The organism is Pseudomonas sp. P105 (assembly GCF_032614175.1).
Taxonomy (GTDB): domain Bacteria; phylum Pseudomonadota; class Gammaproteobacteria; order Pseudomonadales; family Pseudomonadaceae; genus Aquipseudomonas; species Aquipseudomonas rhizophila.
In genome coordinates this window covers 6,103,122-6,129,745 of the sequence record NZ_CP126693.1, presented here as the reverse complement: position 1 = coordinate 6,129,745, position 26,624 = coordinate 6,103,122, and the positions used below count along the sequence as shown (strand labels likewise).

The window sequence follows — 26,624 nt, the reverse complement described above, 5'->3', positions numbered from 1 at the left end:
GCTCCCACAGTGGAATGGGCTTGACCACAAGTCTGTGGGCAACCCAAAAAACCTGTGGGAGCGGTGTCGGCCACAACATCTGCGGCCCAGCCCCAGTCTCCTGTGGGAGCGAGCTTGCTCGCGATGGCGCCCTCACTGACACCCCGAGCCGAATCCGAATAACCCCGCTTGGCCTTGCTTCGATCGGTTCTACTTCTGCACCTGGCCTTGAACCAAACCCTACCTAGACTCTGACTTGCCAGGAGGCAGTAAGAGTCCAATGACGGACCGGTGTTATCTCCTGGCGCCCTGATGCCAAGGAGATAAAGCATGAGAATGGAAGTCAGTCGGCATGGCCCGTTTGGCTGTGCCTTGCTAAGCGTTTTATTGAGCCCATCCGTCAGCGCCACCCCCTCGTTGTCACCGCAGATACCCTTCGATGTCACGGTTGCCGAGGAACATCCCACGCTGGCCAGCCTTCAGCGCGATTTCGATGACCTGTCATGGCAGACCTTCATTGCCTTGAACTGGCCGGCGCTGGACAACGGCAATCCCAATACCGGCACTCCCATCGGCAAACAGGATGGGGCCACGGTGTGGGAAAGCTGGAAAGAGAGCTACCAGATCTTCCGGGCCAAGGGTCAGGCGCCGTTGGCCTGGGATGCGCCGGCGACGATTCCCGAAGCGTGCAAGTCGCTCAAGTCCGGGCGCCTGTTGCAGCAGATGGGCAAGGTACCCGATGTGCTGGATGAGTTTATCCAGCCTTTCGAGAGCGGCCCGCTGGTGGATCAGAACGGGGCCTATACGCGCAACGAAATCGTGGTCAACCGATCGATGTTCAATTCCATTGTCGACAATGGTCTGTACAGCATCGAAGGCCAGCAGAAGTTTTTTGCCGCAAACCCGACCAACGCCGTGGCTTTCAGTTGCGGCTCGGCCAAGACACAGGACGTCGGCGCGCTGATGGTAAAAGCATCGTGGAAAGTGCTGGGCGCCAATGATCGTCCGCAGGATTTTCACACCGTCGATGCGCTGGTCTATACACCGGGAAACAGCGACCCGAGCAAAGGACCCATTGTCGGGGAGTCGTGCAAGTCCGAATCGGTGGGGTTGGTGGGACTGCACATCGTTCACAAGACCGACAGCGCCGCGCAGTGGGTCTGGTCGACCTTTGAACATGTAAAAAACGTACCCGAACAGACCACCCCCCCGGCCCAACGGGTGGGACCTTATCTGTTCTACAACGCTGCCAGCCAAAGCGATATCAACCAGCCGCCGCCCCGGCCCTGGAACCCGGCGGTCAAGGCAACACCCTCGCAGATCGTGCGTGAGATACCGCTGACCGAAGCCACCAAAACCCTGAACGCCACCTATCAAGCCCTGTTGCGTACGGTCAACCCACAGAGCGTCTGGGCGAACTATCAATTGATCAGTACCCAGTGGCCGTCGGCACCACAGCCCAACTGTCAGATATCAGCCGCCAACCCGCTGGGCAATCCAGCCCCGTTGTTCCTGGCCAACGCCACACTGGAAACCTACATCCAGGGCACCGTGCCCCAAGCGTCTTCCAGTTGCATGGCGTGTCATGGCAATGCGGCAACCCATGTCACCGAATCGCCGCGCACCAGCTTCGCGGATTTCACCTATTTGCTCGAACGCGCGCAGTCCACGACTGGACAAGGAGTCAAGCATGAGCAGTGATCTGGAAAATTTCGTAGGCCTTTCATCGGTCCTGACTGGCATTTCCACTGAGCGATTGGCACCGGCGATCGACCAGGTGGGTTTGCCTCCGCTGTTTCTTGAATTCATCACGCCAAGAATCACGCCTGATGTGCTCAGTACATTGCTGACTCAATACGCCAACCTGGCGGGGGACAATCAATCCCCGGATCAGATCGCCCAAGCGGTATTGATGGACGGAGCGCTACCGGCCGACACGCAGACCGCCAAAGCCGCGCGTTCGATCATGAAGCTGTGGTTGCTGGGCGTCTGGTACCAACCGTATGACGCGGCGAGTTTCAAAAAGGATGAGCAGACGGTGGTGTCCGACCAGGCTTATATCAATGGATGGGCCTGGAAAGCCGCCCAGGCTCACCCTATGGGCTACAGCGAGATGTTCTTCGGCTACTGGAACACGACGCCGCCCAGCCTTGAGGATTACACCGGGGTAGCCGCCAACGCGCAGCAAGGAGCTTCGTCATGAGTACCGAACAAGCAGAGGTGGTCATCGTTGGGGCGGGCCTGGCCGGCAGCATCATCGCTTATCAGTTGGGCATGGCTGGCGTGGATGTGCTGGTGCTCGAATCGGGCCCGGAGATTCCGGCCAATCGTACGCAGTATCTGGAGCGCTTCTACACGGCGACCCTGAAAACCCCGGAGTCGCCCTATCCTCCGGTATCGACCCTGGACACACCGCGGGATCCGACCAAGGAAAATGCCCCGCGGGCAACCATCGCCGATCTGATCCTGGGGTGGGACAAACCGGAAATCAGTTACCTGGTGCAGAAAGGCCCGTTGCCCTTCAACAGCACCTACGAACGGGTGGGCGGCGGGACGACCTGGCATTGGGTCGGGACGTGCCTGCGCATGGTGCCGAACGATTTTCGTCTGAAGAGCAAATACGGCGTCGGGGTGGACTGGCCGATCGGCTACGACGATCTGCAAAGTGCCTATTGCCGGGCCGAGGCGGAAATCGGTGTGTCGGCCAATGTCGCCGACCAGGCTTATCTGGGCATGACCTTTCCCGAGGGCTATTCATTCCCGATGCACAGCATTCCGCTGTCACTGGTTGACGGCAGTTTTGTCAGCGCCGTGACCGGGCAGACGTTCGACGGCTTGCCGCTGGTGGTCAGTCCGACCCCGGCGGGGCGCAATTCCCAGCCCTACGCCGGGCGCCGGGTGTGTGCCGGCAATACCAACTGCACGCCGATCTGCCCGATCCAGGCCAAGTACGACGCCACGGTGACCATGAACAAGGCCCGGGCCACCGGCAACGTCCGGGTCATGTACCGGACCGTGGCCAGCAAAGTGACCGTGGGCCCGGACAAGAACATCAATGGCATCGAATTCATTCAATATCAGCTTGGCGAGGGACCGAAGACGGGAAACGGTGTGGCCATCGGGCAGCGTTACGTGATCGCGGCCCATGCCATCGAAACCCCTAAATTGTTGCTCAACTCCAAAACCCCGGACTGGCCCAAAGGTGTGGCCAACAGCAGCGGGCAGGTGGGACGCAGCCTGTCCGACCATCCGATTTACCTGGCGTGGGGGCTGATGCCGGAAGGCAAGACGGTTTTCCCATATCGTGGCCCGGTGTCCACGGCGGGCATCGAGAGCCTGCGTGACGGTGCCTTCCGCAGCCAGCGAGCGGCATGGCGCATCGAAATCGGCAATGAAGGCTGGAACTGGCCGGTTGGCGATCCTTACGTCACCGTGGCCGATTTTATCGACGGGAAGAACATAAGTCGCACCAATCCATTGCCGGCGAAAGAGACACCGGCGCCGCCCACTGAAGCGCTTTACGGCACGGCACTGATCAAAAAACTCAACGAACTGTTCATCCGCCAGTTTCGGATCGGCTTCCTGGTGGAACAGGTGGAAGACCATCCCGACCAGTCCAATAGCTACATCGTGCCCTCGACGGATAACTACAAGGACGGGCTCGGCATTCTTCGGCCGGAAATCCACTACGACCTGTCCGATTACACCAAGGAAGGTTTCAGGCAGGCGAAGATACTGGCGAGCCACATCATCAAGGACCTGCTTGGCGCCGTGGAACTGACAGCACCCATTGGCAAAGGGACCTTCAACTACAAAGGCGAAGATTACAGCTTCCAGGGCGCCGGACACCTGATGGGGACCTATCGCATGGGCGATGATCCAGCCAAGTCGGTGGTGGACAAATACCAGCGCAGTTGGGACCACAAGAACCTGTTTCTGGTGGGCGATGGCGTGTTCCCCAGCACGGGCACCTCGAACCCGAGCCTGACGATTGCGGCGCTGTCGTTCCAGGCCGGGGACACCGTGGCCAACGACCTGAAGGCGGTGACCATGCCGGTCCAATCCAACATCGCCTGGCAGGGCACTGGAGTGCAGATCAACGGGTTGATACCGCGCGTGGTTCGCTACGTCAGTGGGTTATGGTGTGCCAGCCCGCAGGGCGGCAATGTCGATGGAAAGGGCGGTTCGCGGCACATCGACTACAGCAGCTATGCCTTGCCCGGTGCCGCCGAAGGCGCCTTGATCGGTCGTGTGGGCAACGATGGAACGCCGTTCCTGGTGGGGGATCTGGCGCAGGTTCCGGGCGACCAGCAAGGGGAACTGCAACTGTGCATCAACGATGACCTGACCGGGCAACATGGGTCTGGTTTGAAAGATAACACCGGCGCGCTGACGATACGGGTCGAGTTTGGTGCGCTGTAACTTGAGCGGTAAGGCCTGACTCTTGTGGGAGCAGGCCTTGCTCCCACAGATTCAGACGGCCGAGCGTTGGTGACGCAAGGCCACGGGCCCGGCGCGTTCTTCAATGGCCCGCTTCAGTTCGCCACGAAGCCCCAGCAGGAAACCCGCCTCCACCACCACGAACAGCGGCCCGACAATCAACCCGGTGAGGTCATCGACGAACGCCGGTTTACGGCCTTCGTAATAGTGACCGACGAACTGGATCACCCAGCCCACCACGAACATCCCCAGGCCACTTCCCAGCCACACCAAGGTGCTTTGCGCGGCGAGCACCTGGCCCAGCCATAGCGCCAGGGCCAGCAGTACCGTCATCAGCACCCCCAGGCGCAACTCAAGGCGCAGATAGAACCAGGCACTGGCTACCGCTATCAGCAGCGCCGGCGACACCAGGAGCGCGCCCACCGGCCAACCCGGCCGTGACAGCAGTACGGCGACGGCGACGAAAATCAGCGGAATACCGATGAAGTGCGTGGCGATGTTGCGTGGGTCGCGGTGGTAGGCAGCGTATTGACTGAGATGATCAACGAGGCTTTTCATTGTTGTTCCTCCTGAGGTGATGCCTGCATGATGCCCGGGTTCCACGAGGCGTTCTGTCAGTTAGCCGACACTTGTCCCGGAGTTTCCATGAATACCCATCCCTGGCACTCGCACCTGTTGGCCGGTCACTGGTACAGCCACTTGCCCGCTGAGTTACAGAATAGTCTGTTGGGCATGTCGCGGGTGCGCCGCCTGGTGCCGGGGCATCGGCTGTTTCAGCGCGGTGACCCACCCTGCGGGATGTACGCCGTATTGGAGGGCGCGGTACGGATCGGCGCGGTGAACGAACAGGGCAAGGAAGCGCTGCTCAGTGTGGTGGAAGCGCCCCACTGGTTTGGTGAAATCTGCCTGTTCGATGGCCAGCCGCGCACCCATGACGCGGTGAGCGTGGGCCAGTGCACCTTGCTGCACTTGCCTCAGGCGCCGTTGATGGCGTTTCTGCAAGCACATCCGGTCTATTGGCGAGATATTGCGCGGCTGATGAGCCACAAACTGCGCCTGACCTTCATCAATCTCGAACACCTGAGCCTGATGCCCGCCCCGGTACGTGTTGCCAATCGCCTGCTGATGATCGCCGAAGGCTACGGCGAAATCGAACCGGCGCGACGGGTCTTGCAACTGCCCCAGGAGCAACTGGCGCTCATGCTCTCACTGTCGCGCCAGACCACCAACCAGATCCTCAAGGACTTGCAGGGCCAGGGCATTGTGCAACTGGCTTATGGTGAGATTGAAATCCTGGATATCGAGCGGTTGCGGGCATTGACCACAATCTGAAGCCGACCTGAAGCCTCCACAGGATATGTGAATAAGCTACCCTGGTGTGGTATTTGAATTAAATACAGTGCAAATTATGTGTTTGTGCCAATATTGCACTGTATACAATGCGGAGACAATGATGGAAACCCTTGGCCAATTGCTCAGGAGACTGCGCAAGGAACATAACCTCTCTCAACATGCATTGGCCGCGCAATACGGCATGAGCCGTGCCACGATCTCGGGCATCGAAAACAATACGATTGCTGAAGTCGGGATCCGCAAGGTCGAAGCGATCCTCAATGGCTTCGGTTATGAGCTGACAGCTGTTGCCCGTCCATCGAAGCGTCCTACGCTCGACTCCCTGAAGAAGGACTCTTTCCATGGCTGACGAGCAAGGTCTGGACAGGTTGCAGGTCTGCGTCGGCGAAACGCCTGTTGGCATTCTGGGACGAGGCCAACAGCGCAGTAACTCCGTGTTTACTTATGCCGCAACCACGAGTGAGGAGCAGTCTGTCTCGTTGACCATGCCCGTGCGTCTTGAAAGCTACACCTGGGAATCAGGGGTCCTGCCGATCTTTGAAATGAACTTGCCGGAAGGTGCTTTGCGTGATGAGTTGGTTCGTCGCTTCAGCAAGGCGGTGCGCGGATTTGACGACTTCGCCATGCTTGCCATTGTGGGGCCTCATCAATTGGGGCGCGTTGGCATCGGTCCTTTGCGGGCAGAAGCTGGACCACCCGAAACCAGCCTGGCGGATTTGCTGGTGCACGACGGGGCTGAAGGTTTGTTCGACGATTTGCTGCACACCTATGGACAGTATTCGGGGGTTTCCGGGGTACAACCCAAGGTGCTGGTACGTGACAGTGCATCGACAGTTGATCGCTTGACCCACCGGGGCGCCACGCATTTGATCAAGGCATTTCGGGCTGACGAATTTCCGGAACTGGCGGCGAATGAATTTTTTTGCATGCGAGCTGCGCGGCACGCGGGGCTTGAGGTACCGGAGTTCGAGCTGAGTGAGCGCGGCAAATTTCTAATCATCAAACGCTTTGATATGGCGGATACCGGGGAGTATCTGGGCTTTGAGGACTTCTGTGTACTCAACGGCTCTCCGTCCAGGACCAAATATGACGGTTCCTATGAAGGGGCGGCTCGACAGATCAAGGCATTTGTCTCGCCGCACTTGCTCAATCAGGCACTGGAGTCTCTGTTCAAAATCGTTGCCCTCTCGGCGGGCCTGAAAAATGGCGACGCGCATCTGAAAAATTTCGGTGTGCTGTATGGGCATTGCGGCGTTGATGCGACCATCCGGCTCGCGCCAGCCTATGACATCGTCACCACTGCGGTGTATATCCGCAACGACAACATGGCGCTGTTGCTGGGCGGCTCAAAAGCCTGGCCCAAACACAAGATGCTCATGCAATTCGGTCGATCGGCCTGCAACCTGACCGAAAAGCGTTGCAAGGAACTGATAGAGCAGGTCATTCATGGGATGGACCTTGCCATGGCCGAGATGCGCCGTTATATGGGCGCTAATCAACAGTTCAGGGCGACCGGCGAAGCAATGATCGAAGTATGGACGGCTGGGCTCGCTCGCAGCCTCAAGCCCGGCATCGACTGACCCATCGCCTTCTCGAACAGGGATTTGTGTATGCCACAGATCAAATGTGGGAGCGAGCCTGCTCGCGATAGGGCCGGCCCAGCCAACGCAAACCCCTAGCGCAACCCGTCCCGAAACTGCCCCGGGGTCATTCCGGTCCAGCGCTTGAACGCCCGGCTGAAGCTGCTGGCATCGGCAAAACCCAGGAGATAACCGACTTCACTCAGTGAGCACTGTGGGTCGCGCAGGTGCAGCAGTGCCAGGTTTTCCCGACATTCGTTAAGCAGCGTGTCGAAGCGGCAGCCTTCATCGGCCAAATGCCGTTGCAGGCTGCGCAGGCTCAGGTGCATGGCCTGGGCGATACGCTCGGCGCTGGGTTCGCCTTCGGGCAGTTGGGCCTCGATAGCGGCTCGCACCTTGCGCTCCCAGGTCAGCGGCTGGAGCTGGGCGAGGGTGCGCTTGAGTACCGTCTCGTTGTGTTCAGCCAGCTCCGGGTTGGCGTCGTCCAGGTGGCTGTCGAAATCGACGAGGTTGAATTCCAGGCAATCTTGCTCGGCGCCGAAATACACAGGTGAACGGAACACTTTATGCCAGGGGCCGGGGTCCGTCGGTTCCGGGCGCCGCAAGTACACCGCCAGCGGCGCGTAATCGCGGCCCAGTCGGTTGCGACACGTGCGCACGTAAATCGCGGCGAACGCATCGATGGCTTCAAAGGCCGGCGTCGCCCGGCCCTGGGGCACGTCGAGCGTGAAGCGGTATCGGTCTTCGCAGCGGCTCAGTTGCAGCATCAACGCATCGCTGACCACCGGGTGGTAACGCACGATTCGCTCAAACACTTCTCGCAAACTGCCGCTGGCCACCAGGGCATAACCCAGAGCGTGGAACGTGGTGGGACTGACGAAGCGCGAAACCCGCAGGCCGATCGCCGGATCACCGCTGGCCTGCACGGCCAGTTCCCACAGGCGCGTGGTGGCCGAGAGCGGATAACGGGCATTCGGGTCGTCCATCAACTGCGGATCGAGCCCGGCCTCCAGGCACAGGGCATGGCTGTCCAGGCCCAACGCATCAAGCTGTTTGCGCAGGGCGCGGGTCCAACTGGCGAGGGAGGTGGGTTCAGTCATGGCGATTGGCGCTTGCGGTCAACAGGTTGGCGTTTACGGCTACCACCCTAAGGGGCATCGCCCGGCAGGATGAGCACATCGATAGAAGAGGATGTAAGCCATGCACGGCACTTGCGCAAGCCCCGAGCGATTGAATGCACAACAGCGATCGGCCCATATTCGCCAGGTGGTCTTGGCCCGAGGCGAGGAACTGCGCCAGCGCTACCCGATCCTGCGTCATCAGGATGCGTTGGGCGCGGGCATCCTGGCGTTCGCCCTGGCCGGGATGGTCGGTTCGGCGCTGCTCTACATCAACGGTCACCTGGCCGGTTGGGCATGCCTGCTGCTCAACGCTTTTTTCGCTTCACTGACCCACGAGCTGGAACACGACCTGATTCACAGCATGTATTTTCGCAAGCAACGTGCACCCCACAACCTGATGATGGGCCTGGTCTGGCTGGCGCGGCCCAGCACCATCAACCCGTGGATCCGCCGCCATTTGCACCTCAATCATCACAAAGTGTCCGGCAGCGAGGCCGACCTGGAAGAGCGGGCCATTACCAATGGCGAGCCCTGGGGGCTGGCGCGCTTGCTGATGGTGGGCGACAACGTGATGTCGGCCTTCATTCGCCTGCTGCGGGCCAAGACCTGGGCGCACAAGCGCAGCATCCTCAAGCGCACGCTGAAGGTGTATTTCCCGCTGGCGCTGTTGCACTGGGGCGCGTGGTACGTGTTTCTCGGTTTCCATGGGGCCAACGCTGTCGCCTATCTGCTTGGCACGTCAATTGATTGGTCGGCAACCACGCTGGTAGTGATGCACGTGATCGATATCGCAGCGGTGGTGATCATCGGCCCGAACGTGCTGCGCACCTTTTGCCTGCATTTCATCAGCTCGAACATGCATTACTACGGCGACATCGAGCCGGGCAATGTCATCCAGCAAACCCAGGTGCTCAACCCCTGGTGGCTGTGGCCATTGCAGGCGTTCTGCTTCAACTTCGGCAGTAGCCACGGGGTCCATCATTTCGTGGTCAAAGAGCCGTTCTACATCCGCCAGATGACGGTGCCGGTGGCCCACAAAGTGATGCGTGAGATGGGCGTGCGGTTCAATGATTTCGGCACGTTTGGGCGGGCGAACCGGTTTGTGCGGGAAGAGGGTGTGGTGCGGGAGGAAGGGGATGCGGTGCGGGTTTGACGCAAACAGGTTCGAGAAGTAAAAGCCGAACCTTGTGGCGAGGGAGCTTGCTCCCGCTGGGTTGCGCAGCAGCCCCAAAAAAACAGGGCCGCTTCGCGTCCAGCGGGAGCAAGCTCCCTCGCCACAGAGAATGAGTTACCAAAGAGAACGGGTCAGAACTGGTAACTCACCGTCGCCGCCACGTTGCGTTCTTCGCCCAGGTAGCAGTAGCTCAAGCTGGCGCAGGAGGCGACGTAGGTTTCGTTGGTCAGGTTGTTTGCGTTCAGGCGCACGTCCACACCTTTCAAGCCGACCTTGCCCAGGTCATACCCCACCGACGCATCGAACAGCGCATAGGACGGCACCTTCATGGTGTTTTCCGCATCGGCCCAGCTGTAGCCGACATAACGTACGCCACCGCCCAGTCGCAGGCCATCGAGCGCGCCGCTGTCGAACTTGTAGTCCGCCCACACCGAAGCCATGTGGCGTGGGGCCTGGGTCGGTGAGTTGCCTTTGTTTTCGATGATGTCGGTGGTGGTGCTCAACGTGCTGATCATCGATTTCGAATATTCGATATCGGTGAAGGTGTAGCTGCCCAGCACTTTGAACTGCTCGGTCAGTTGCAGGTGCGCTTCCAGTTCCAGGCCCTGGGAGCGAACGGCACCGACGGCGCGGTAGAAGTTTTCCTGGGGCAGTTTGGTCGCCAGGTTCTCCTGGTCGATGCGGAACAGCGAGGCGGTGTACAGGTCATCCGTACCCGGTGGCTGATACTTCAGGCCCAGTTCCCATTGCTTGCCATCGGTCGGCGACAGCGGGTTGCCGGCGCTGTCGGCGTAGGAGTTGGGGTTGAACGACTCGGAGTAGCTGACGTACGGCGCCAGGCCGTTGTCGAACAGGTACAGCGCCCCGGCGCGGCCTGTGAGCTTGCTGCGTTTGTCGTTGATCTCGGTGCCTTCCGGGCGGCCGAACTCAGCGATGCGGTTTTCATCCGAGGTTTTCACCCAGTCCTGACGCAGGCCCAGGGAGAAACGCCATTTATCCATCTCGATCAGGTCTTGCAGGTAGACACCGGTCTGTTCCAGGCGTCGCAGGTAGCTGGTGGGGCTGAAGTAGGTGATAGCCGAGTTGCCATAGACCGGGTCGAAGGCGTTGATCGGGGCCAGGCTGCCGCTGGTCCAATCCACCACGGTCTTGCGCCGCTGATAGTCAGCGCCCATCAGCACGGTGTGCTTGGTCGCCCCGCTGAAAAATTCAGCCTGCAGCATGTTGTCGACGATGAACGAATGCAGTTTTTCTTCGGCACCGGTGTAGTAGCGGTTCAGCTCGTTGCTGGTCGGCGTGGTCCAGCCGTAGGCGTAGACCTGATCATTGGTGACTTGGGAGTCCAGGTAACGGAAGTTCTGCCGGGCGGTGAAGACATCGTTGAAACGGTGTTCGAACTGGTAGCCGAGCGACTGCTGATCACGTTCATAGCCATCGACGCCCGGCTCGCCTTCGAAGAAATTTTCCGAGATACGCTTGCCGTTGCGCTGATGCAAGGTGCCGTCGGCCGGCATGCCGCCGTGATAACCACCGTCGGGGTCGTGCTGCAGGTAGGCCTGAAGCGTCAGCGACGTGTCTTCGGTAAAGTCGATGCTCACCGTGGGGGCGAGGGCAAAGCGCTTTTCCTTGGTGTGGTCGAACTGCGTGTCGGACGTATCCGCCAGCCCCACCAGGCGATAGGCGATGCGTTTGTCATCATCCACCGGCCCGGTAAAGTCGAAGCCCATGCCGCGTTGGCCCTGGGTGCCGACCGTGGCCTGGATTTGGTGATAGGCCTCGTACAGCGGTTTCTTGCTGGTGAGTGCCACCAGGCCGCCGGGCGAGCTACGCCCGTAGAGCACCGAGGACGGGCCTTTGAGAATGTCGACCCGCTCAAGGAAGTACGGGTCGACTTGCATGGAACTGTAGGTGCCGCTGTCGCCCATGGACTTGAGGCCGTCGAGGTAGATGTTGTCCACCGAGCCATCGTTGAAGCCGCGCATCGCCACGTAGTCGTAGCGATGGGTCGCGCCGTAGGGGTTGGTCAATACCCCTGGGGTGTAGCGCATGGCCTGGGAGACGGTTTGCGCGCCTTGGTCGTCCATTTGCTCGCGGGTGACCACGGAGACGCTTTGCGAGGTTTCCCGCAGGGCGGTACTGGTCTTGGTGGCGACCTGGCTGTGGGTGGCGTTGTAGCCCGCCATGCTGCCCAAGGCGTTACCCAGGGCAAACCCCTTGATGTCGGTGGTCGGCAGCGCCAACGTGCCGCCCGAGGCCTCGGTTTGCAGCACATAGCTGCTGCCATCCGGGCTGACGGCGGTCAGGCCTGAAGCGCTGAGAAGATGGCTCAGGGCCTGGTCCGTCGAATACTCGCCGTGCAGTCCCGGGGACTGGATACCGCTCGTCTGCTGCGGAGTGCTTGCCAGGGTGATGCCGGCCTGACGAGCGAACTGGTTCAGCACATCGCTCAGGGGGCCGGCGGCAATGTTGTAGCTCTGGCGCGCGGTGGTGACACCGTCTTGCGCCGCGACGGCGAACATTGGCACGGCGCCCGCACTCAACACCGTGCAGAACAGTGCAGCACGGATGGCATGGCGCAACAGGCCTGTTTGCGAGGAGCAGCCAAAGGGGGTGTTGAGGTTTACGCACTCAGTCATTGTGGGTTTCCGTTGGAGTCGCTAAGGGCAGATAAGCGTTGCTTACTGTCCTAGCCGGACTTGCGCGCAAAACCCGCCAAAAAAAATCAGACCGATTCCTGCACCGTGACCCACCAACGGGTTCGATAGCGTAATTGAACGGGGAGCGTGCGCGGCAGGACGGCCAGCAACCTGTCGGTGTCTTCCAGGCGGAAAACGCCTGACAAGCGCAGGTCCGCAATCGACGCGGCGCATTTCAGATAGCCCTGGCGGTAACGTCCTACCTCGTTGAGGAAGTCCTCCAGACGCATGTTGCGCGTCACGAGCAAACCCTCCGCCCAGGCGCCGATGTCCATATCCAGCGGCGGCGCCATGGTCGCTGTCGATGAGCTGAGCAGATAGCTCTGCCCGGCGCTCACCTGTAGCGGGGCACCATCGGCGCCACGGTGTGAAAGGATCGCGACCCTGCCACGGGTGACGCTCAGGCGTGTGCAGGCATTGTCCTGCCGCACCACGAAGCGCCCGTCCAGCCCTTCGAACAGGCCATGTCGGCTGCGCACCAGCAGCGGCCGCGCGGGATCGCGACCGCAGGTGAGCATGATTTCACCTCGCGTCAGGCTGATCAGGCGATGCTCGGTCGTGTAGTCCAGGTCGGCGGCGCTGTCAGTGTTCAGTTCAAGCCGCGTACCGTCGGGCAACTGGAAACCTCGATGTTCGCCGGTGGCAGTGGCGAAATCCGCGCTCCACGGCTGCCAGCCCAGGTCCTTGCCCAGCCAGGCGGCGGAGCCTATCAGCGCCACCCCCGACAACAGTTTCAAGGCCTGGCGCCGACCGAGTCGCTGGGCGCTGTTTTCCAGGGTGTCGAGAGCGACGTGGGCGCCGGGGACCGCCCGCAGGTTCGAGGTCAACTCACTGTGCAGCGCTTGCACCCGCTGCCAGGCCAATTCGTGTTCGTGATGGGCGGCGCGCCAGACCTCGCATTGTTGGCGCAAGGCCGGATTGGCAGCATGGTTGCGCAGGCGCAGCAGCCAGTTGATCGCTTGCCTGACTACCTGTTGGGATGGGCCGCTGCGTCGATTCAACACGTTATCCACAGGCTCAGCTTTCATAGCGCAACACATAGCAGTGATACAGCGCATCGGCGACGTATCGTTCCACCGAGCGCAAGGAAATGCCCATCTGCTCGGCAATCTGCTTGTACGTCAGGCCTTCGCACTGGGCCAACAGAAATGCCCTGCGCACTTTCGGCTTCAGGCCCTCGAGCATTCTGGCGATGGCTTCCAGCAGCTCCAGGATCAAGGCCTGGGCTTCGGTGTCGGGGGCTTGGGCGGGTGGCAGGTGGGCGATGGATTCCAGGTAAGCGCGTTCGATTTCTTCCCGGCGCCAATGATCGATCACCAGGCCTTGGGCGATGGTGCGTAGAAAGGCGCGGGGCGACTTGAGCTCCAGGCGTTCGGTGCGTTGCAGCAGGCGCACGAAAGTGTCCTGGGCCAGGTCCGCTGCGTCGGCAGCATTGCCCAAGCGGCTGCGCAGCCATGTGTGAAGCCAGCCGTGATGGTTGCTGTAGAGCGTCTGTACTGCAAACTCGGGAGATGACATGAACGCGAAGGCCTGGATGTCGCAAATGATAATAGGTCGCATTGTCATCAGGGGTCAGTGAATTTGCAACCACCGTTCGACGCACCGTGTCCTTCCGTCGCCCATTTGTTTAAAGGGCTCATATTTTTTTAACTTTTGCCGACAGCGTTATATGCGTGCACCAAAGTGGAGCAGATCACAAGTCCGCCCGCGCTGTGACATGAATGCTGCAACCGGAATGCACCCCCACTCCCTGCATAAGAAGCCTGTCGATGAATCTGAAGTTCAGCCATAAAATCCTTCTGGCCGCCTCTGGTGTGGTCGTTCTGGCTTTTGCCCTGTTCACGCTCTACAACGACTACCTGCAACGAAAAACCATTGGCAGCAGTCTCGAATCCTCCATCCAGCAGTCCGGCGACCTGACGGCCAGCAGCATCCAGAACTGGATGAGCGGCCGGGTGCTGGTGCTGGAAAACCTGGCGCAGAATATTGCGCACCAGGGCGCGGGTGCCGATCTGCCGGGGCTGGTGGATCAGCCGGCGCTGACGTCGAATTTCCAGTTCACTTACGTGGGTCAGGCCAACGGCGTCTTCACCCAGCGCCCTGACGCAAAAATGCCCGACGGCTACGACCCGCGCCAGCGCCCCTGGTACAAACAGGCAGTCACCATCGATCAAACCATGCTGACCCCGCCCTACCTGGCTGCGGTCGGCGGCCTGGTGGTGACCATCGCCCTGCCGGTGAAGCACAACGGTGAGCTGCTCGGTGTGGTGGGGGGCGACCTGAGCCTGGAAACCCTGGTGAAAATCATCAACTCCGTGGATTTCGGCGGCATCGGCCATGGGTTTCTGGTCAGCGGCGACGGTCAGGTCATCGTCAGCCCGGACAAGGACCAGGTGATGAAGAACCTCAAGGACATCTACCCCGGTACGCCAGTGCGCATCGAGAAAGGTATCCAGGAGGTTGAGCTCAATGGGCAGGACCGCATTCTTTCGTTTACCCCCGTCGCGGGCCTGCCGAATACCCAGTGGTACATCGGTCTGTCGATCGACAAAGACAAGGCCTACGCACCGCTGAGCCATTTCCGTACCTCGGCGCTGATTGCGATGTTTGTGGCGGTGGCGGCCATTGCGTTGTTGCTGAGCCTGTTGATCCAGGTGTTGATGCGTCCATTGACCACCATGGGGCGCGCCATGCAGGACATCGCCCAAGGTGAAGGCGACCTGACCCGGCGTCTGGTGGTCCAGGGCAAGGATGAGTTCGGTGAGCTGGGCAGCTCGTTCAACCAATTCGTGGAGCGGATTCACGCGTCGATCTCGGAAGTGTCTTCCGCCACTCGGCAAGTGCATGACCTGTCGCAGCGGGTGATGACTTCGTCCAATGCCTCGCTCATTGGCTCCGACGAACAGAGCGCCCGCACCAACAGCGTGGCAGCGGCCATCAATCAGTTGGGCGCCGCGACCCAGGAAATCGCCCGCAATGCCGCCGACGCCTCGCAACAGGCCAGTGGTGCCAGCGAGCAAGCCGATGATGGACGCCAGGTGGTGGAAAAAACCATCCAGGCCATGACCGAGCTGTCACAGAAGATCAGCCTCTCGTGCACCCAGATCGAAACCCTGAACGCCAGCACCGACAACATCGGGCACATCCTGGACGTGATCAAGGGCATCTCTCAGCAAACCAACCTGCTGGCGCTGAACGCTGCCATTGAAGCGGCCCGTGCCGGTGAAGCCGGGCGCGGGTTTGCGGTGGTGGCCGATGAAGTGCGCAACCTGGCGCACCGCACCCAGGAGTCGGCGGAAGAAATCCACAAGATGATCACCTCGCTCCAGGTCGGTTCCCGTGAAGCGGTGACGACGATGAACGCCAGCCAGCTTTCCAGCGAAGAAAGTGTGGAAGTGGCCAACCAGGCGGGTCTGCGGCTGGTCAGCGTGACGCAGCGCATCGGTGAAATCGACGGCATGAACCAGTCGGTGGCCGCGGCCACCGAAGAACAGACCGCCGTGGTGGAAACCCTCAACATGGATGTCAGCCACATCAACCTGCTGAACCAGCAAAGCGTCGCCAACCTCAATGAAACCCTGAAGGATTGCGATGCCCTGTCGCAACAGGCCAATCGGCTGAAGCAGTTGGTGGACAGCTTCAAGATCTGATCTCAGCCGACCTCACCGCCAACCGTGCCGCCGCCATCGCGAGCAGGCTCGCTCCCACAGGGGATTGGCGGTGTGACTGGATCTTGCGGCCACCCCGGAACCAAAACTGTGGGAGCGAGCTTGCTCGCGATGGCGACAGCACAGCCAACCTCATCGCCAGCTGACCCACCGCTTTCGCGAGCAAGCTCGCTCCCACAGGGGATTGGCGGTGTGACTGGATCTTGCGGCCAACCGAAATCAGTGTGGGAGCGAGCCTGCTCGCGATGGCGACAGCACAGCCAACCTCATCGCCAGCTGACCCACCGCTTTCGCGAGCAAGCTCGCTCCCACAGGGGATTGGCGGTGGAGCTGGATCTTGCGGCCAACCGAAATCAGTGTGGGAGCGAGCCTGCTCGCGAAGACGGCGGCATAGCCAACATCATCAGCTAGCTGACCCACCCCTTTCGCGAGCAAGCTCGCTCCCACAGGGGATTGGCGGTGTGACTGGATCTTGCGCCCACCCCGGAACCAAAACTGTGGGAGCGAGCTTGCTCGCGATGGCGACAGCACAGCCAACCTCATCGCCAGCTGACCCACCGCTTTCGCGAGCAGGCTCGCTCCCACAGGGGATTGGCGGTGTGACTGGATCTTGCTGCCAACCGAAATCAGTGTGGGAGCGAGCCTGCTCGCGATGGCGACAGCACAGCCAATATCATCGCCAGCTGACCCACCGCTTTCGCGAGCAGGCTCGCTCCCACAAGGTTTACTTGAACATCACTTGCACATTCCCCATCGCCTCATCGGCAAACCCTTGCAGGAAATCTCGGAAGCCGGACGGGGTATGGGCATCGGTGTGGTCGGCGATGATGGTCCAGGTGGCGCGGCAGCGGTTGTCCGCCAGGGGCTCGACGCGCATTGCCGCCCACAGGTTATCGATGCCCAGGGTGTTGTAGATCAGCGTCCAGGTCATGTGCATGGCCTGGTCATCATGGCTGTTGAGCTGTTCCACCACCAGGTTCTGCCCGTCGCGGAAAAACTTCTTGCGCAGGGACCTCACGCCCTCGCCGGTCATTTCGATGTGCTCAAGTGCCGGGATGAATCGATCGAACCTTGCAAAATTGCCCACCACTGCCCAGACGCTCGCCGCGTTGGCGGGTACTTCCACTGAAGTTTCGACCTCGCAGGCGTGGGGGTTCTTGATCAAGGTGTCGGGTTGAAGTGCATTCATGGTCTTGCTCCTTTTTTTACAGTTGAGGGGTGCTTCAGATGAAATCGATGGCCTTGAGGTAATCAGCACCACGGCGCAGCAGGGCCGGGGATTTTTCCGGGTAGCGGGCACCCATCTGCCGTACGCCGGCCCGAGCGTTGGCGTGGTTGATCAACGAGATGTCGCCGATGTCTTCCTCGAAACCGTTGAGGTAAAAACCCAGTACGCCGAACAGCGCATTGTCGGCATCGACCCGGCCCAGTTGCCGTTGCCAGTCGGCGACGCTGACCAGGGAAAATTCCCGGCCGCTTTCACGAAACGACGCCACATAGGCGTCCCAGCTCAAGGGTTCGGGGTTGTGCAGGTTGAACACCGCCTGCGTCGGCTGATAACGACTGGTGTGGAAGGCGATGAAGCGCGCCAGGAAGTCCACCGGCATCAGGTCGAAGTTGAGGGACAGATCCGGCACCTGACCGAGCTGGATCGAGCCCTTGAGCATCAGCATCAACCGGTTCTTGTGGGGCTGGCAGACCCCGGTCAGGCTGTTGAAACTGATGTTGCCGGGGCGAAACAGATTGACCCACACCCCGCGATCCCGAGCGCGCTGCAGGATCCGTTCGCCGACCCATTTGGACAGGTTGTAGCCGTTCTTGATGTAGATCGGCGGCGTCTCTGCGGCGGGCTGCTCCAGGACCTGGCCGTCGGCATCCAGCGCACTGGACGCCGACAGCGTAGAGACGAAGTTGAAGATCTTTTTGCTGCGCCCTTCACACAGGCGCAGGCATTCGAAGATCGGCTCCACGTTGTCCCGCGCCAAAGACTCGTAGTCGAGCACATGATTGACGTGGGCGGCGTTGTGCACCAACGCGCCGAAGGTGCGGTCGATGCGGGCATAGACGTCGTCTGGCAAACCCAATTGCGGTTGGGTGATGTCGGCGGCGTAGACACTGACGCGGCTCAGGTCCAGGTGGTTCAGCCGATTGTCCCGCAGGGCCTGGGCAAAGCGTTCGGCCGCGCTTTGTCCGCCGGATTCGCGCACCAGGCACGCGACTTCGGTGGCGCCCCAGGCCAGTAAGGCCTCGACGATGTGTACCCCAAGAAAACTGTTGGCGCCGGTCACCACCACCTTGTGCACATCACCACACCGGCTGACAGGCAGGGGATCGAGGTTGAGTTCCGCTTGCGCATCGATCAAGGCCTGGGGGCTGAGGGTCGATGTGCTGTTTTGCGCAGGATCGTCCAGTAACTTCGCCAGCGTGATCAGCGTAGGTGCTTCGATGAAGCGATTGATCGACAGGCTGCGCCCGAAGGCTTCGCGGACCCCCAGCAACAGTTGTGACAGCAGGATCGAATGGCCACCGAGATTGAAGAAGCTTTCATCGGTGGCGATGTCGTCGACCGGCAGCTCCAGCAACTCGGCCCACAGTTGCCGCAGCTGCGTTTCCAGAACGTTCTGCGGCTGGCGCCGATGGCTGCCGACCTGCACTTGCACCGCCTTGGCGAGCAAGGCCCGGCGATCGACTTTGCCATTGCTGGTGTAGGGCAGGCTGGGCAATTGCACGTAGGCCGCCGGGTGCATGTAGCTGGGCAGCGCGTTTTGTACATGCTCGCGCAAAGCCTGGAGGGCGGCGTCGGCCCGCTCTTCCCGAGGGTGAACCAGAAACGCCAGGATCCGCCGTCGGTCATCGACCCCCACCGCTACTTGGCGAAACAACTGGCTGTCGCGCAGGCAATGCTCGATTTCCTCGGGTTCGACCCGAAAGCCACGGATCTTCACCTGGTTATCGCGCCGACCACACAGTTCGATGCCGTGGTCGGTCCATTGGGCGATATCGCCTGTGCGATATACCCGCAGCGTTGGCCCGTCGGGCAGCGTCAGGTTGAGGTAGCGGCTCGCGGTCAACGCCGGGTCGTTCAGATAGCCGAGGCCGACCCCAGGCCCGGCGATGTACAGCTCGCCCGGTGTGCCTTGGGGCACCGGTTGCAGCTGCTCATCCAGAATCAGCACCCGGCCATTGGCGATGGGCACACCGAGGTTGCGGTTGTTGTCACCGACACCGAATTGCCGGGTGGTGACCAGCACCGTGGTTTCGGTGGGGCCGTAGATGTTGTGGAAACTGCACTGCGGTGCGAGCTGCTCGATCACGAACGGCTCACAGACATCGCCGCCGGTAATCAGGTGTTCCAGCCCCAACGGTGCATCCAGCGGCATCACGCTCAGCAGCGCGGGCGGCAGGAAAGCATGAGTGACATGCTGTTGCTGAATCAGCGCCAACAGTTGCTGCGGGTCGCGACGCTGGTCTTCGCTGGGCACCACCAGCGTCGCACCCTGGATGAAGGTCGGCAGGATATCCAGCAGCGATGCGTCAAAGTTGATGGTGGAGAACTGCAATGCCCGGCTGTCACGCTGTAAGCGGACATAGTCGCTATACCAGGCGCAGAAATGGCTGAGGTTGCGATGACTGAGCAGCACGCCTTTGGGTTGGCCGGTGGTGCCGGACGTGTAGATCGCCACGGCCGGTTCGTCGCTGTCCACCACGCGGCGGATCAGCGAGGCTGGGATGCCGGGTTTGGGTGAAGGCAGCTTGCGTACATCCAGCGTCGGCAGCGACAGCTCGCCCAGGTCGCTGTCACCGTCGTGCAGCAGTAAGTCGGCGTTGGCGTTCTCCAGGATAAAGCGCCGTCGTTGCGCGGGGTGCTGCGGGTCCAGCGGCAGGTACACCGCCCCGCAACCCAGTACCGCCAGGATAGCTGCGTACAACTGTGCGGACTTGGGCAGGCAGACACCAATCACTCCAGGTTTTGCCCCGGCCAGTTGCTTGAGCATCGGCTCCTGCAAGCGCAACGCCAGACTGCGCAAGGACTTGTAGTCGACAAGCTGACCGTCGACCCACAGGGCCGCTTGCGTACCGTCATTGAGCATGCGCTGCTCGATGTCATGCATGACCGGCACTTCGGCTGCAGCCAGCAGCCAAGGCACCGCGGGCCGATTGAGGTGGTGTTCGAAGGCCAGCGGCTCCAACACATCCAGTCCCTGCAACGATTCATCGCAGGCGTCGGTCTGCACCGTCGGCCAGTGATCGAAGCAGGCTTCGTCCCGGGAAAGCTGGCTGACCAGTCGCGCACCGTGCTCGACCACCGCCGCCAAGGCGCGCAGTCGCAAAGACTGGCCGTTGCCGCAGCCTTGCGGGGCGATCACTTCCTGGGACAACGGCCGATGCGCGCTGTCGCGGAAAACCACCACCGGCTGTGGCAATGCCTGGCCGGGAAAAGCCTGGAGCGCCACACGCACCTGAAGGTTTGAGCGGGCGTCTAGGGTGCAGGGCAGCGTCCCGTCATCAATCAACAGGTCTACCGCTGTGTGGTGGTTCGCTGATTCAAGATGCACAACACCGTGGCCGTGCAGTTCGAGCTCCTGGGCCAGGTCGGTCATGGCCTGGCTTGTGCCAGACACGGCAATTTCGAGGCGTCTCATGGGCGGATCCTCATGGGGTCAGGTAGTCGGCCAGGGCGTCACGCACGCAGGGGGACGCCAGCATCGAGCTGCTGCGAAAAAAGCGCGTGATATTGCCCACCAACGGGTGAAAACGATTGATGGGATACGCCAGCGCACTGGCCTCTTCGCGCAATGACTGGCGCACCGATTCGTCGACGGGCAGGTGTGCGATCAGCTGGAAATCGAACGCCTGTTGCAGATCGCTCGCCAGGTACTGGCTGATGAAGCCGGGCATCAGTCGCGCAATCGCATCGCGGTCAGCTTCGGGCGCGCTGCGCCAGTAGATTTGCACCAGGCGCGTCCAGAATCCGGAGTGCCGTCCCTCGTCCAGCAAGTGGTCGGCCATCAGGCCCTTGATCGACGCCTTGACCGAATCATCCCGGGCGAATGCCGCCACCTCGTTGGTCACGGTGTTCTCGGCAATGGCGATGCAGATCAACTCCACGGCGCTGAGCAAATGCTCCGGTGCCTGGGCCAGCGTCGCCGGGATGGCGCGGCTGAGCTCGATCTGATCGGGCAACGGGATAGGCGCAATGCCAGTCATGTCGATGGTCTGCTGCATGAAGTCCATCGCCACCAGTGCGTGATAATCCTCGTCTACTACCACCGTCATTGCGTCGTAGCGGCAGGCGAACGGGAACTCGATGCCGAAGCTGTTCTTGGCAATGCGCCGGGCGGTGTGGTCCACCAGCTCGGTCTCGAAGATCACCACATCGTTGATGAACTTGTAGAGGCTCTGCACCAGCACAAAATCGCGCAGTTGCGGGCAGTGGCTGAGGAAGGTCTGGCTGTGCACCAGAGGCTGACGGCTCATGGGGAAGATCAACTTGTCGTCGTCTTCGACCCGGCGCCGTGGCCGGGTGCGGATGGTCGCGCGGCTTTCCCAGGCGTCGGCGAAGGATTGGTATTCGACAGCGTTCATGGCGCCACCTGCGCAAGCGGTTGGGCCATGCTCTGGCGTAACCCGTCCCACAGCGCGGTGCGGCTTTGGACGGCGGCGAGTGCAGCGGCCAGCACCTCGGTTTCGCGCTGCGGGTCGCCATCGATCAGTCGGGCCAAGAGTTTTTCCGCTGCCGGGCCGTGGTCCTCGGAATCCACTTCGATGTGCCGCTGCAGGTAATAACGAAACGTCGGCGCCTGATCCAGGCCGATGCCCCAAGCGTCCAGCATGCGCTGGAACATCTGCGGGATGACGCTCTCGCGGCCATGCACGAAGGCGGCGGCCACGCTGTGGGCCGGTGCGTGCAGCGCCGTTTGCAGTGTCTGGCGGACGAACCGGGCCGCCGCCGGCTCCACTTCGACGCTCTCCAAGGCTGTTTCGGGACTGACGCCTTCCTGTTGCAAGGTGATGAACTGCTCAATGGCGCGAGTATCGGCGCCAACCTCGCGCATGGCGTCCAGGTACAGTTCGAAATGGCTGCAATAGCCGGCTCCGGGGCGGTCATCCGACTCCTCGCCCAGGACGATTTCGTTGATCAAACGTGCAGCGTGTGGGTCGGCCGGCGGTAACCAGGGCAAGTGGACACAGGTCAGCTCCCGTTGCAGCCGTTTGGTCAGTGACATGAAATCCCACACGGCAAAAACATGGCTTTGCATAAAGCGGCGCAGCAGATCGATTGATGTTATTTCAGAAAAAACCGGGTGTTGGCCAAGGGCGTGTTTTTTCAGAGATAGTTGTTCTTTGGTTGGCTGCATCGGAACGTCCTCATCAATGATGTTTGTTCGGAAAAGCCACCCGGGCTTTAATAAAAGCGAGCGGGTGCCTGAACCGGAGTCCATAAGTTTCGAAAGTATTGAAGTGCTCGTCTTAACTGCGCATTCATGGCGTGCGGGCAAGGTTTTTCGGACCTAAGCCATAAATGTAAGCGGTCGATAACAACTCGACGGATAAAAAGCTAATACACCGAACAAGTAAGCGGCAAGTGTTTTTTTAATTATTTAAATGGGGTTATTTATTGGGCGCGAAGAGGGGTATTAAAACTTTTAATATAAGTTTTATTCAGGCGAAGCCGCTCCTTCCGATAGAGAAGTATCAGAATCGAAGAAGTTGAGTGAATGCCTCACTCGGAGCACTTCAGGGGACAGGGAAATAAGAAGTTGTTGTTTTATGGGGGGGACATCGGACGGACTTCCGATCATCCCGCCGGTTGGGCGGTGCTCCTTGCGTGTTGGCTTCGATTCGCCTGGCTGCGGCCAGGCGCTGACTTCTTCAGGTCTGTTTTTTAATCGACAAACGCAAGAGTGGGCCCAAATCGATGGCAGTGCCATTGAACTGATGGGGGCGACAGGGCGCGGCTACGCTGCGGCCTCGTCGGGCGGGCGAGAAACCGTGTAGGAGGGATGTGTAAGAAAGTGATGCGCCCCTCGGGGCGCGGGGGGCAGGTCAACGGCTTGGTTGTTGTTCCAGATAGCGACGGATGGTGACGCAGGCTTTTTCCAGATGCAGCTCCAGCAGGGCAACCGCTCTGTCGATGTCCTGCGCCGTAGCGGCCTCCAGCAGCGCGCGATGATCGTCCTGGGTCAGTTTGCCCAAGCCCATGGACGACAGATGGAAGCGCAAGAAGCGTTCTTCCTCATTGAGCTCGCGCTCGATCAGGTCCAGCAGTTTGCTGTTGGGTGCCTTGTGATAAAGCGACATGTGAAACAGCCGGTTGAGCCTGCCGATTTCAGCGTGGTCGGTCTGGGCTTCCAGTTGCTCGATGTAATGGGCGGCCATGGCCAGGTCCTCGGCATCGAGGAGGGGAATGGACAGGCGCAATGCGAAAGATTCAAGGACCGAACGCAGGGCGTACGTTTCGATCGCATTGTTGGTGATCAACGGGGCTACCACGGCGCCTTTGTGCTGAACCACATTGAGCAGTGATTGCGCCTCGAGCTGGCGCAAGGCCTCGCGTACCGGCATGCGGCTGACGCCGAACAGGTCGGCCAGTTCCTGCTGGCGCAGGGCGGTGCCGCAGGGCAGGCGCCCGTCGAGTATGGCCTCGCGCAGGGATTCTTCGATGATTGAGCGGGCCTGGGCAGCGGGAATGGGCCCGTTGACCTGGATAGTGCTTAGCGGTTTGGGCTTCTGTGTCACGACAACGCACCCTGACTGGTAGTAACAAAAATTGGATCCAAGCCAACAGTAGTTACAGATTGCCAAGCCGTCAAAACCTCGCGGCCCCGGTTCCTGAACTAAAGTTTAGTCTGCTCGTGGTGATCGCACCTTGCCATTGTCTTTTGCCGGGCCAGGCTTCACCATCCAACGCATTTCCCACGGCCCTTTTTGGACGTATTTCCCTTGGCTGCACCTTTCCCTGTTCCCAGGTCCTTGCGCTGGCTGTGTTCGGCATTGTTGCTGACCGGCCTCATGCTGGGCGGCCTGCAGGCTGACTGGGACTTTGCGCAGATCAGCCGGCGGGCGCAAGCGTTATATGGGCCGTTGGGCGAAGGGCAGCAACGAATCGATGCCTGGCAGCAATTGTTGGCGACCCAGAAGCAGACGCCGGAGCTTGAGCAGCTCAAGGTGGTGAACCTGTTTTTCAACAAACGGGTGCGCTACGTCGAAGACATCGACCTGTGGCGTCAGGTCGATTACTGGGAGACCCCGATCCAGGCCTTGTGGAAAGGGGCCGGGGATTGCGAGGACTACGCCATTGCCAAGTACTTCAGCCTGCGTCGTCTGGGGGTGTCCAGTGACAAGCTGCGCATCACTTACGTCAAGGCGTTGCGGCAGAACCGTGCGCACATGGTGCTCACTTACTACGCAACCCCCGATGCCATGCCGCTGGTACTCGACAGCCTGATCGACGGCATCCTGCCGGCCAGCCAGCGGACCGATCTGTTGCCGGTCTACTCTTTCAATGCCGAGGGATTGTGGCTGCCAGGCGCCAAGGGCAACAAGAAAGTGGGTGACACCAAGCGCCTGTCCCGGTGGCAGGATGTGTTGAAAAAAATGCAGGCCGAAGGTTTTCCGGTCGAGACGACTAACTAGGAGCGCGCGCTCAGATGTCCTTGTTCAAACAGCTGTTGATCGCTATCTGTCTGTTCCTGGTGGTTGCCTTCAGCGGCAGCTTCATGGTCAGTCTGGAAAGCTCGCGGGCCCAGTACGTCAACCAGTTGCGCTCCCACGCCCAGGACGCGGCCACGGCGCTGGCGCTGTCCCTGACGCCGAACATCGACGACCCGGCGATGGTGGAGTTGATGGTCAGCTCGATTTTCGACAGTGGCTATTACGCAACCATCCGTGTGGTCGATGTCGCCACCGACCAAACCCTCGTCGAGCGTACCGGCACGCCCGACGCCGGCAACGTGCCGCAATGGTTCATCAAGCTCATCGGCCTGGAGCCGGCCGGTGGCGATGCGATTGTCAGCCGTGGCTGGGAACAGGCGGCGCGGGTCGAAGTGGTCAGCCACCCGATGTTCGCCCTCGCCAAGCTGTGGCAGAGCGCATTGGGCAGTCTGGGCTGGCTGCTGCTGTGCGGCGCGGTGAGCGCGGTGCTGGGGGCCTTGCTGCTGCGTCGTCAGCTCAAGCCGCTGGATTACATGGTGCACCAGTCCCATGCCATCGCCCGTCGCGAGTTCCTGAGCCTGCCGGAGTTGCCGCGCACGCCCGAACTGCGCCGGGTGGTGCAGGCGATGAACCAGATGGTCGAGAAGCTCAAGGCGCTGTTTCAGGAGCAGGCCGAGCGTAGCGAAAAACTACGGGTCGAGTCTTACCAGGACAATCTCACGGGCCTGGCCAACCGGCGGTATTTCGAAATGCAGCTCCACGCCCGGGTGAGCAACCCCGAGCAGGCCAGTTCCGGTTATCTGCTGTTGCTGCGGGTCAAGGACCTGGCCGGGTTGAACCAGCGGCTGGGCGGGCAGCGCACCGACCAGTTGCTCAAGGCCGTGGGCGAACAATTACAGCGTGAATGCGCCCGCTACCCTGAAACCCACAACATGGTGACGCGCATCCGCGGTGGGGAGTTCGCCGTGCTGGCGCCGGGGCTGGTGCGCGAGGAAGCGCTGCAACTGGCGCAGAACCTCGAAAGCGCCTTGGCCAGCCTGCATGCCACCGGTGCGACCGATGTGGCTTCGGTGGCCTCCATCGGACTGGCTCCATTCGTCCATGGCGACTCGCCGCAAGCCGTGCTCCAGCTCGGCGACCAGGCCCTTGCCCAGGCCGAAAGCCAGGGCGAACCGGGTTGGGCCTGCCTGGACCACAGCGCCTCGGCCAGCGTCGGTGACGATCATCATGCCTGGCACAATCTACTCGACCAGGCCTTGAGCAATCAGCGCTTCGAGCTGTACTTCCAGCCGGTGGTGGCCGCCCAGGACACCCAGGTGGTGCTGCATTACAAAGTGCTGTCACGGCTGCTGGACGAGCAGGGCCAGACCATCCCCGCCGGGCGCTTCCTTCCTTGGTTGGAGCGCTTTGGTTGGACCGCGCGTCTGGACCGCTTGATGCTCGAACAGGTGCTCAAGCAAATGGCCGGGCATGAGCAATCCTTAGCGTTGAACCTGTCCTCTGCCACCCTGGCTGATCCTCAGGCATTGAACAAAATCTTCGAGATCCTGCGGGCGCATTCCAACCTTGGGCCGCGCTTGACCCTGGAGATTGGTGAAGAGCAACTGCCGGAGCAAGCCGTGCTGGAGCAGTTGACTCGGCAACTGCGCGAGCTTGGTTTTTCCTTGAGCCTGCAGCGTTTTGGTGGGCGGTTCAGCATGATTGGCAACTTGTCGCGGTTGGGGTTGGCTTATCTGAAGATCGATGGCAGCTATATCCGTGCCATTGATCAGGAGAGTGACAAGCGCCTGTTTATTGAAGCGATCCAGCGTGCTGCTCACAGTATTGACTTGCCGTTGATTGCCGAGCGGGTTGAGACGGAGGGGGAGTTGGCGGTGATTCGGGAGATGGGGTTGTTTGGGGTGCAGGGGCAGTTGGTTGGGGAGCCTCGGCGTTGGGGGTGAGACGGCCTTGTATTC

General features: G+C 60.8%; 20 protein-coding genes and 1 pseudogene. 11 read left to right on the top strand and 10 right to left on the bottom strand.

From position 1 onward, the window contains the following. Positions 1-309: 309 nt before the first annotated feature. The 3 genes from QOM08_RS27600 to QOM08_RS27590 are packed head-to-tail and all read left to right on the top strand — an operon-like array spanning position 310 to position 4,401. Positions 310-1,680: a cytochrome C gene (locus tag QOM08_RS27600; RefSeq protein WP_316912355.1), complete on the top strand. Its 1,371-nt coding sequence runs from the start codon at positions 310-312 to the stop codon at positions 1,678-1,680. Further along, a complete protein-coding gene (locus QOM08_RS27595) occupies positions 1,670-2,182 on the top strand; it encodes a sorbitol dehydrogenase (protein ID WP_173406328.1) in 513 nt (170 codons plus the stop codon). Before QOM08_RS27600 ends, QOM08_RS27595 begins: the two co-directional genes overlap by 11 nt. Continuing rightward, on the top strand, positions 2,179-4,401 hold the full coding sequence (locus tag QOM08_RS27590; RefSeq protein WP_316912354.1) for a GMC family oxidoreductase: 2,223 nt from the start codon (positions 2,179-2,181) through the stop codon (positions 4,399-4,401). The genes QOM08_RS27595 and QOM08_RS27590 overlap by 4 nt, the downstream gene beginning before the upstream one ends. 51 nt (positions 4,402-4,452) lie before the next feature. Here QOM08_RS27590 and QOM08_RS27585 read toward each other — a convergent pair whose 3' ends face one another. Beyond that, positions 4,453-4,977 carry a DUF962 domain-containing protein gene (locus tag QOM08_RS27585; RefSeq protein WP_047230305.1) on the bottom strand — a complete coding sequence of 175 codons (525 nt, stop codon included), beginning with the start codon at positions 4,975-4,977 and terminating at the stop codon, positions 4,453-4,455. A gap of 87 nt (positions 4,978-5,064) precedes the next feature. Between QOM08_RS27585 and QOM08_RS27580 the strand changes: the two genes are divergently transcribed. The 3 genes from QOM08_RS27580 to QOM08_RS27570 all read left to right on the top strand — a co-directional run bounded on the left by QOM08_RS27580 (position 5,065) and on the right by QOM08_RS27570 (position 7,352). Continuing rightward, the gene (locus QOM08_RS27580) at positions 5,065-5,751 is read left to right on the top strand and encodes a Crp/Fnr family transcriptional regulator (protein ID WP_316912353.1); all 687 of its coding nucleotides are present in this window, start codon (positions 5,065-5,067) and stop codon (positions 5,749-5,751) included. Between the two features lie 121 nt (positions 5,752-5,872). After that, positions 5,873-6,121 carry a helix-turn-helix transcriptional regulator gene (locus QOM08_RS27575; RefSeq protein WP_316912352.1) on the top strand — a complete coding sequence of 83 codons (249 nt, stop codon included), beginning with the start codon at positions 5,873-5,875 and terminating at the stop codon, positions 6,119-6,121. Beyond that, entirely contained in the window at positions 6,114-7,352 is a 1,239-nt protein-coding gene (locus QOM08_RS27570) for a type II toxin-antitoxin system HipA family toxin (RefSeq protein ID WP_316912351.1), read from the top strand. Before QOM08_RS27575 ends, QOM08_RS27570 begins: the two co-directional genes overlap by 8 nt. Before the next feature lie 95 nt (positions 7,353-7,447). Here QOM08_RS27570 and QOM08_RS27565 read toward each other — a convergent pair whose 3' ends face one another. Continuing rightward, positions 7,448-8,452, bottom strand: a complete 1,005-nt coding sequence (locus QOM08_RS27565) for an AraC family transcriptional regulator (RefSeq protein WP_139048641.1) — start codon at positions 8,450-8,452, stop codon at positions 7,448-7,450. Positions 8,453-8,552: 100 nt separating this feature from the next. Here QOM08_RS27565 and QOM08_RS27560 point away from each other — a divergent pair, with 100 nt between their 5' ends. Next, positions 8,553-9,626, top strand: coding sequence for a fatty acid desaturase (locus QOM08_RS27560; RefSeq protein ID WP_316912350.1), 1,074 nt, complete (start codon positions 8,553-8,555; stop codon positions 9,624-9,626). Positions 9,627-9,778: 152 nt separating this feature from the next. Here the strand turns inward: QOM08_RS27560 and QOM08_RS27555 are convergent, their stop codons facing one another. The 3 genes from QOM08_RS27555 to QOM08_RS27545 form a co-directional block, all read right to left on the bottom strand. Continuing rightward, a complete protein-coding gene (locus QOM08_RS27555) occupies positions 9,779-12,283 on the bottom strand; it encodes a TonB-dependent siderophore receptor (RefSeq protein WP_316912349.1) in 2,505 nt (834 codons plus the stop codon). 86 nt (positions 12,284-12,369) lie between these two features. After that, a complete protein-coding gene (locus tag QOM08_RS27550; RefSeq protein ID WP_173406326.1) occupies positions 12,370-13,371 on the bottom strand; it encodes a FecR domain-containing protein in 1,002 nt (333 codons plus the stop codon). Then, on the bottom strand, positions 13,361-13,861 hold the full coding sequence (locus QOM08_RS27545) for a sigma-70 family RNA polymerase sigma factor (RefSeq protein WP_047230328.1): 501 nt from the start codon (positions 13,859-13,861) through the stop codon (positions 13,361-13,363). The genes QOM08_RS27550 and QOM08_RS27545 overlap by 11 nt, the downstream gene beginning before the upstream one ends. A gap of 203 nt (positions 13,862-14,064) precedes the next feature. Here QOM08_RS27545 and QOM08_RS29235 point away from each other — a divergent pair. Beyond that, positions 14,065-15,090 (top strand): annotated as a pseudogene (locus QOM08_RS29235) (cache domain-containing protein); the annotation flags it as partial. Between the two features lie 117 nt (positions 15,091-15,207). Beyond that, positions 15,208-15,993: a methyl-accepting chemotaxis protein gene (locus tag QOM08_RS29230; protein WP_371517439.1), complete on the top strand. Its 786-nt coding sequence runs from the start codon at positions 15,208-15,210 to the stop codon at positions 15,991-15,993. 742 nt (positions 15,994-16,735) lie between these two features. On the opposite strand, the gene QOM08_RS27535 is transcribed toward QOM08_RS29230, so the two are convergent. From QOM08_RS27535 to QOM08_RS27515, 5 genes are all read right to left on the bottom strand, one after another. Next, positions 16,736-17,200, bottom strand: coding sequence for an SRPBCC family protein (locus QOM08_RS27535; protein WP_047230510.1), 465 nt, complete (start codon positions 17,198-17,200; stop codon positions 16,736-16,738). Positions 17,201-17,234: 34 nt separating this feature from the next. Next, on the bottom strand, positions 17,235-20,654 hold the full coding sequence (locus QOM08_RS27530) for an amino acid adenylation domain-containing protein (protein WP_316912348.1): 3,420 nt from the start codon (positions 20,652-20,654) through the stop codon (positions 17,235-17,237). 10 nt (positions 20,655-20,664) lie between these two features. Further along, positions 20,665-21,597 carry a diiron oxygenase gene (locus tag QOM08_RS27525; RefSeq protein ID WP_076383234.1) on the bottom strand — a complete coding sequence of 311 codons (933 nt, stop codon included), beginning with the start codon at positions 21,595-21,597 and terminating at the stop codon, positions 20,665-20,667. Further along, positions 21,594-22,370, bottom strand: a complete 777-nt coding sequence (locus tag QOM08_RS27520) for a DUF3050 domain-containing protein (protein ID WP_076383235.1) — start codon at positions 22,368-22,370, stop codon at positions 21,594-21,596. Before QOM08_RS27520 ends, QOM08_RS27525 begins: the two co-directional genes overlap by 4 nt. A gap of 688 nt (positions 22,371-23,058) precedes the next feature. Beyond that, positions 23,059-23,751, bottom strand: coding sequence for a GntR family transcriptional regulator (locus QOM08_RS27515; protein ID WP_107321456.1), 693 nt, complete (start codon positions 23,749-23,751; stop codon positions 23,059-23,061). A gap of 273 nt (positions 23,752-24,024) precedes the next feature. Between QOM08_RS27515 and lapG the strand changes: the two genes are divergently transcribed. Beyond that, positions 24,025-24,648, top strand: a complete 624-nt coding sequence (lapG, locus tag QOM08_RS27510; RefSeq protein ID WP_370695181.1) for a cysteine protease LapG — start codon at positions 24,025-24,027, stop codon at positions 24,646-24,648. Between the two features lie 14 nt (positions 24,649-24,662). Then, complete coding sequence (gene lapD / locus QOM08_RS27505) at positions 24,663-26,609, top strand: cyclic di-GMP receptor LapD (RefSeq protein WP_316912347.1); 1,947 nt, start codon at positions 24,663-24,665, stop codon at positions 26,607-26,609. Positions 26,610-26,624 lie beyond the last annotated feature (15 nt).

Excerpts from the sequence above, each read along its gene's own strand:
- lapG (WP_370695181.1), top strand. The coding sequence starts at position 24,025 with ATGCTGGGCGGCCTGCAGGCTGACTGGGACTTTGCGCAGATCAGCCGG.
- QOM08_RS27585 (WP_047230305.1), bottom strand. The coding sequence starts at position 4,977 with ATGAAAAGCCTCGTTGATCATCTCAGTCAATACGCTGCCTACCACCGC.
- QOM08_RS27590 (WP_316912354.1), top strand. The coding sequence starts at position 2,179 with ATGAGTACCGAACAAGCAGAGGTGGTCATCGTTGGGGCGGGCCTGGCC.
- QOM08_RS27600 (WP_316912355.1), top strand. The coding sequence starts at position 310 with ATGAGAATGGAAGTCAGTCGGCATGGCCCGTTTGGCTGTGCCTTGCTA.
- QOM08_RS27570 (WP_316912351.1), top strand. The coding sequence starts at position 6,114 with ATGGCTGACGAGCAAGGTCTGGACAGGTTGCAGGTCTGCGTCGGCGAA.
- QOM08_RS27595 (WP_173406328.1), top strand. The coding sequence starts at position 1,670 with ATGAGCAGTGATCTGGAAAATTTCGTAGGCCTTTCATCGGTCCTGACT.
- QOM08_RS27580 (WP_316912353.1), top strand. The coding sequence starts at position 5,065 with ATGAATACCCATCCCTGGCACTCGCACCTGTTGGCCGGTCACTGGTAC.
- QOM08_RS27525 (WP_076383234.1), bottom strand. The coding sequence starts at position 21,597 with ATGAACGCTGTCGAATACCAATCCTTCGCCGACGCCTGGGAAAGCCGC.
- QOM08_RS27565 (WP_139048641.1), bottom strand. The coding sequence starts at position 8,452 with ATGACTGAACCCACCTCCCTCGCCAGTTGGACCCGCGCCCTGCGCAAA.
- QOM08_RS27575 (WP_316912352.1), top strand. The coding sequence starts at position 5,873 with ATGGAAACCCTTGGCCAATTGCTCAGGAGACTGCGCAAGGAACATAAC.
- QOM08_RS27555 (WP_316912349.1), bottom strand. The coding sequence starts at position 12,283 with ATGACTGAGTGCGTAAACCTCAACACCCCCTTTGGCTGCTCCTCGCAA.
- QOM08_RS29230 (WP_371517439.1), top strand. The coding sequence starts at position 15,208 with ATGACTTCGTCCAATGCCTCGCTCATTGGCTCCGACGAACAGAGCGCC.
- QOM08_RS27530 (WP_316912348.1), bottom strand. The coding sequence starts at position 20,654 with ATGAGACGCCTCGAAATTGCCGTGTCTGGCACAAGCCAGGCCATGACC.
- QOM08_RS27550 (WP_173406326.1), bottom strand. The coding sequence starts at position 13,371 with ATGAAAGCTGAGCCTGTGGATAACGTGTTGAATCGACGCAGCGGCCCA.
- QOM08_RS27560 (WP_316912350.1), top strand. The coding sequence starts at position 8,553 with ATGCACGGCACTTGCGCAAGCCCCGAGCGATTGAATGCACAACAGCGA.
- lapD (WP_316912347.1), top strand. The coding sequence starts at position 24,663 with ATGTCCTTGTTCAAACAGCTGTTGATCGCTATCTGTCTGTTCCTGGTG.
- QOM08_RS27545 (WP_047230328.1), bottom strand. The coding sequence starts at position 13,861 with ATGTCATCTCCCGAGTTTGCAGTACAGACGCTCTACAGCAACCATCAC.
- QOM08_RS27535 (WP_047230510.1), bottom strand. The coding sequence starts at position 17,200 with ATGAATGCACTTCAACCCGACACCTTGATCAAGAACCCCCACGCCTGC.
- QOM08_RS27520 (WP_076383235.1), bottom strand. The coding sequence starts at position 22,370 with ATGCAGCCAACCAAAGAACAACTATCTCTGAAAAAACACGCCCTTGGC.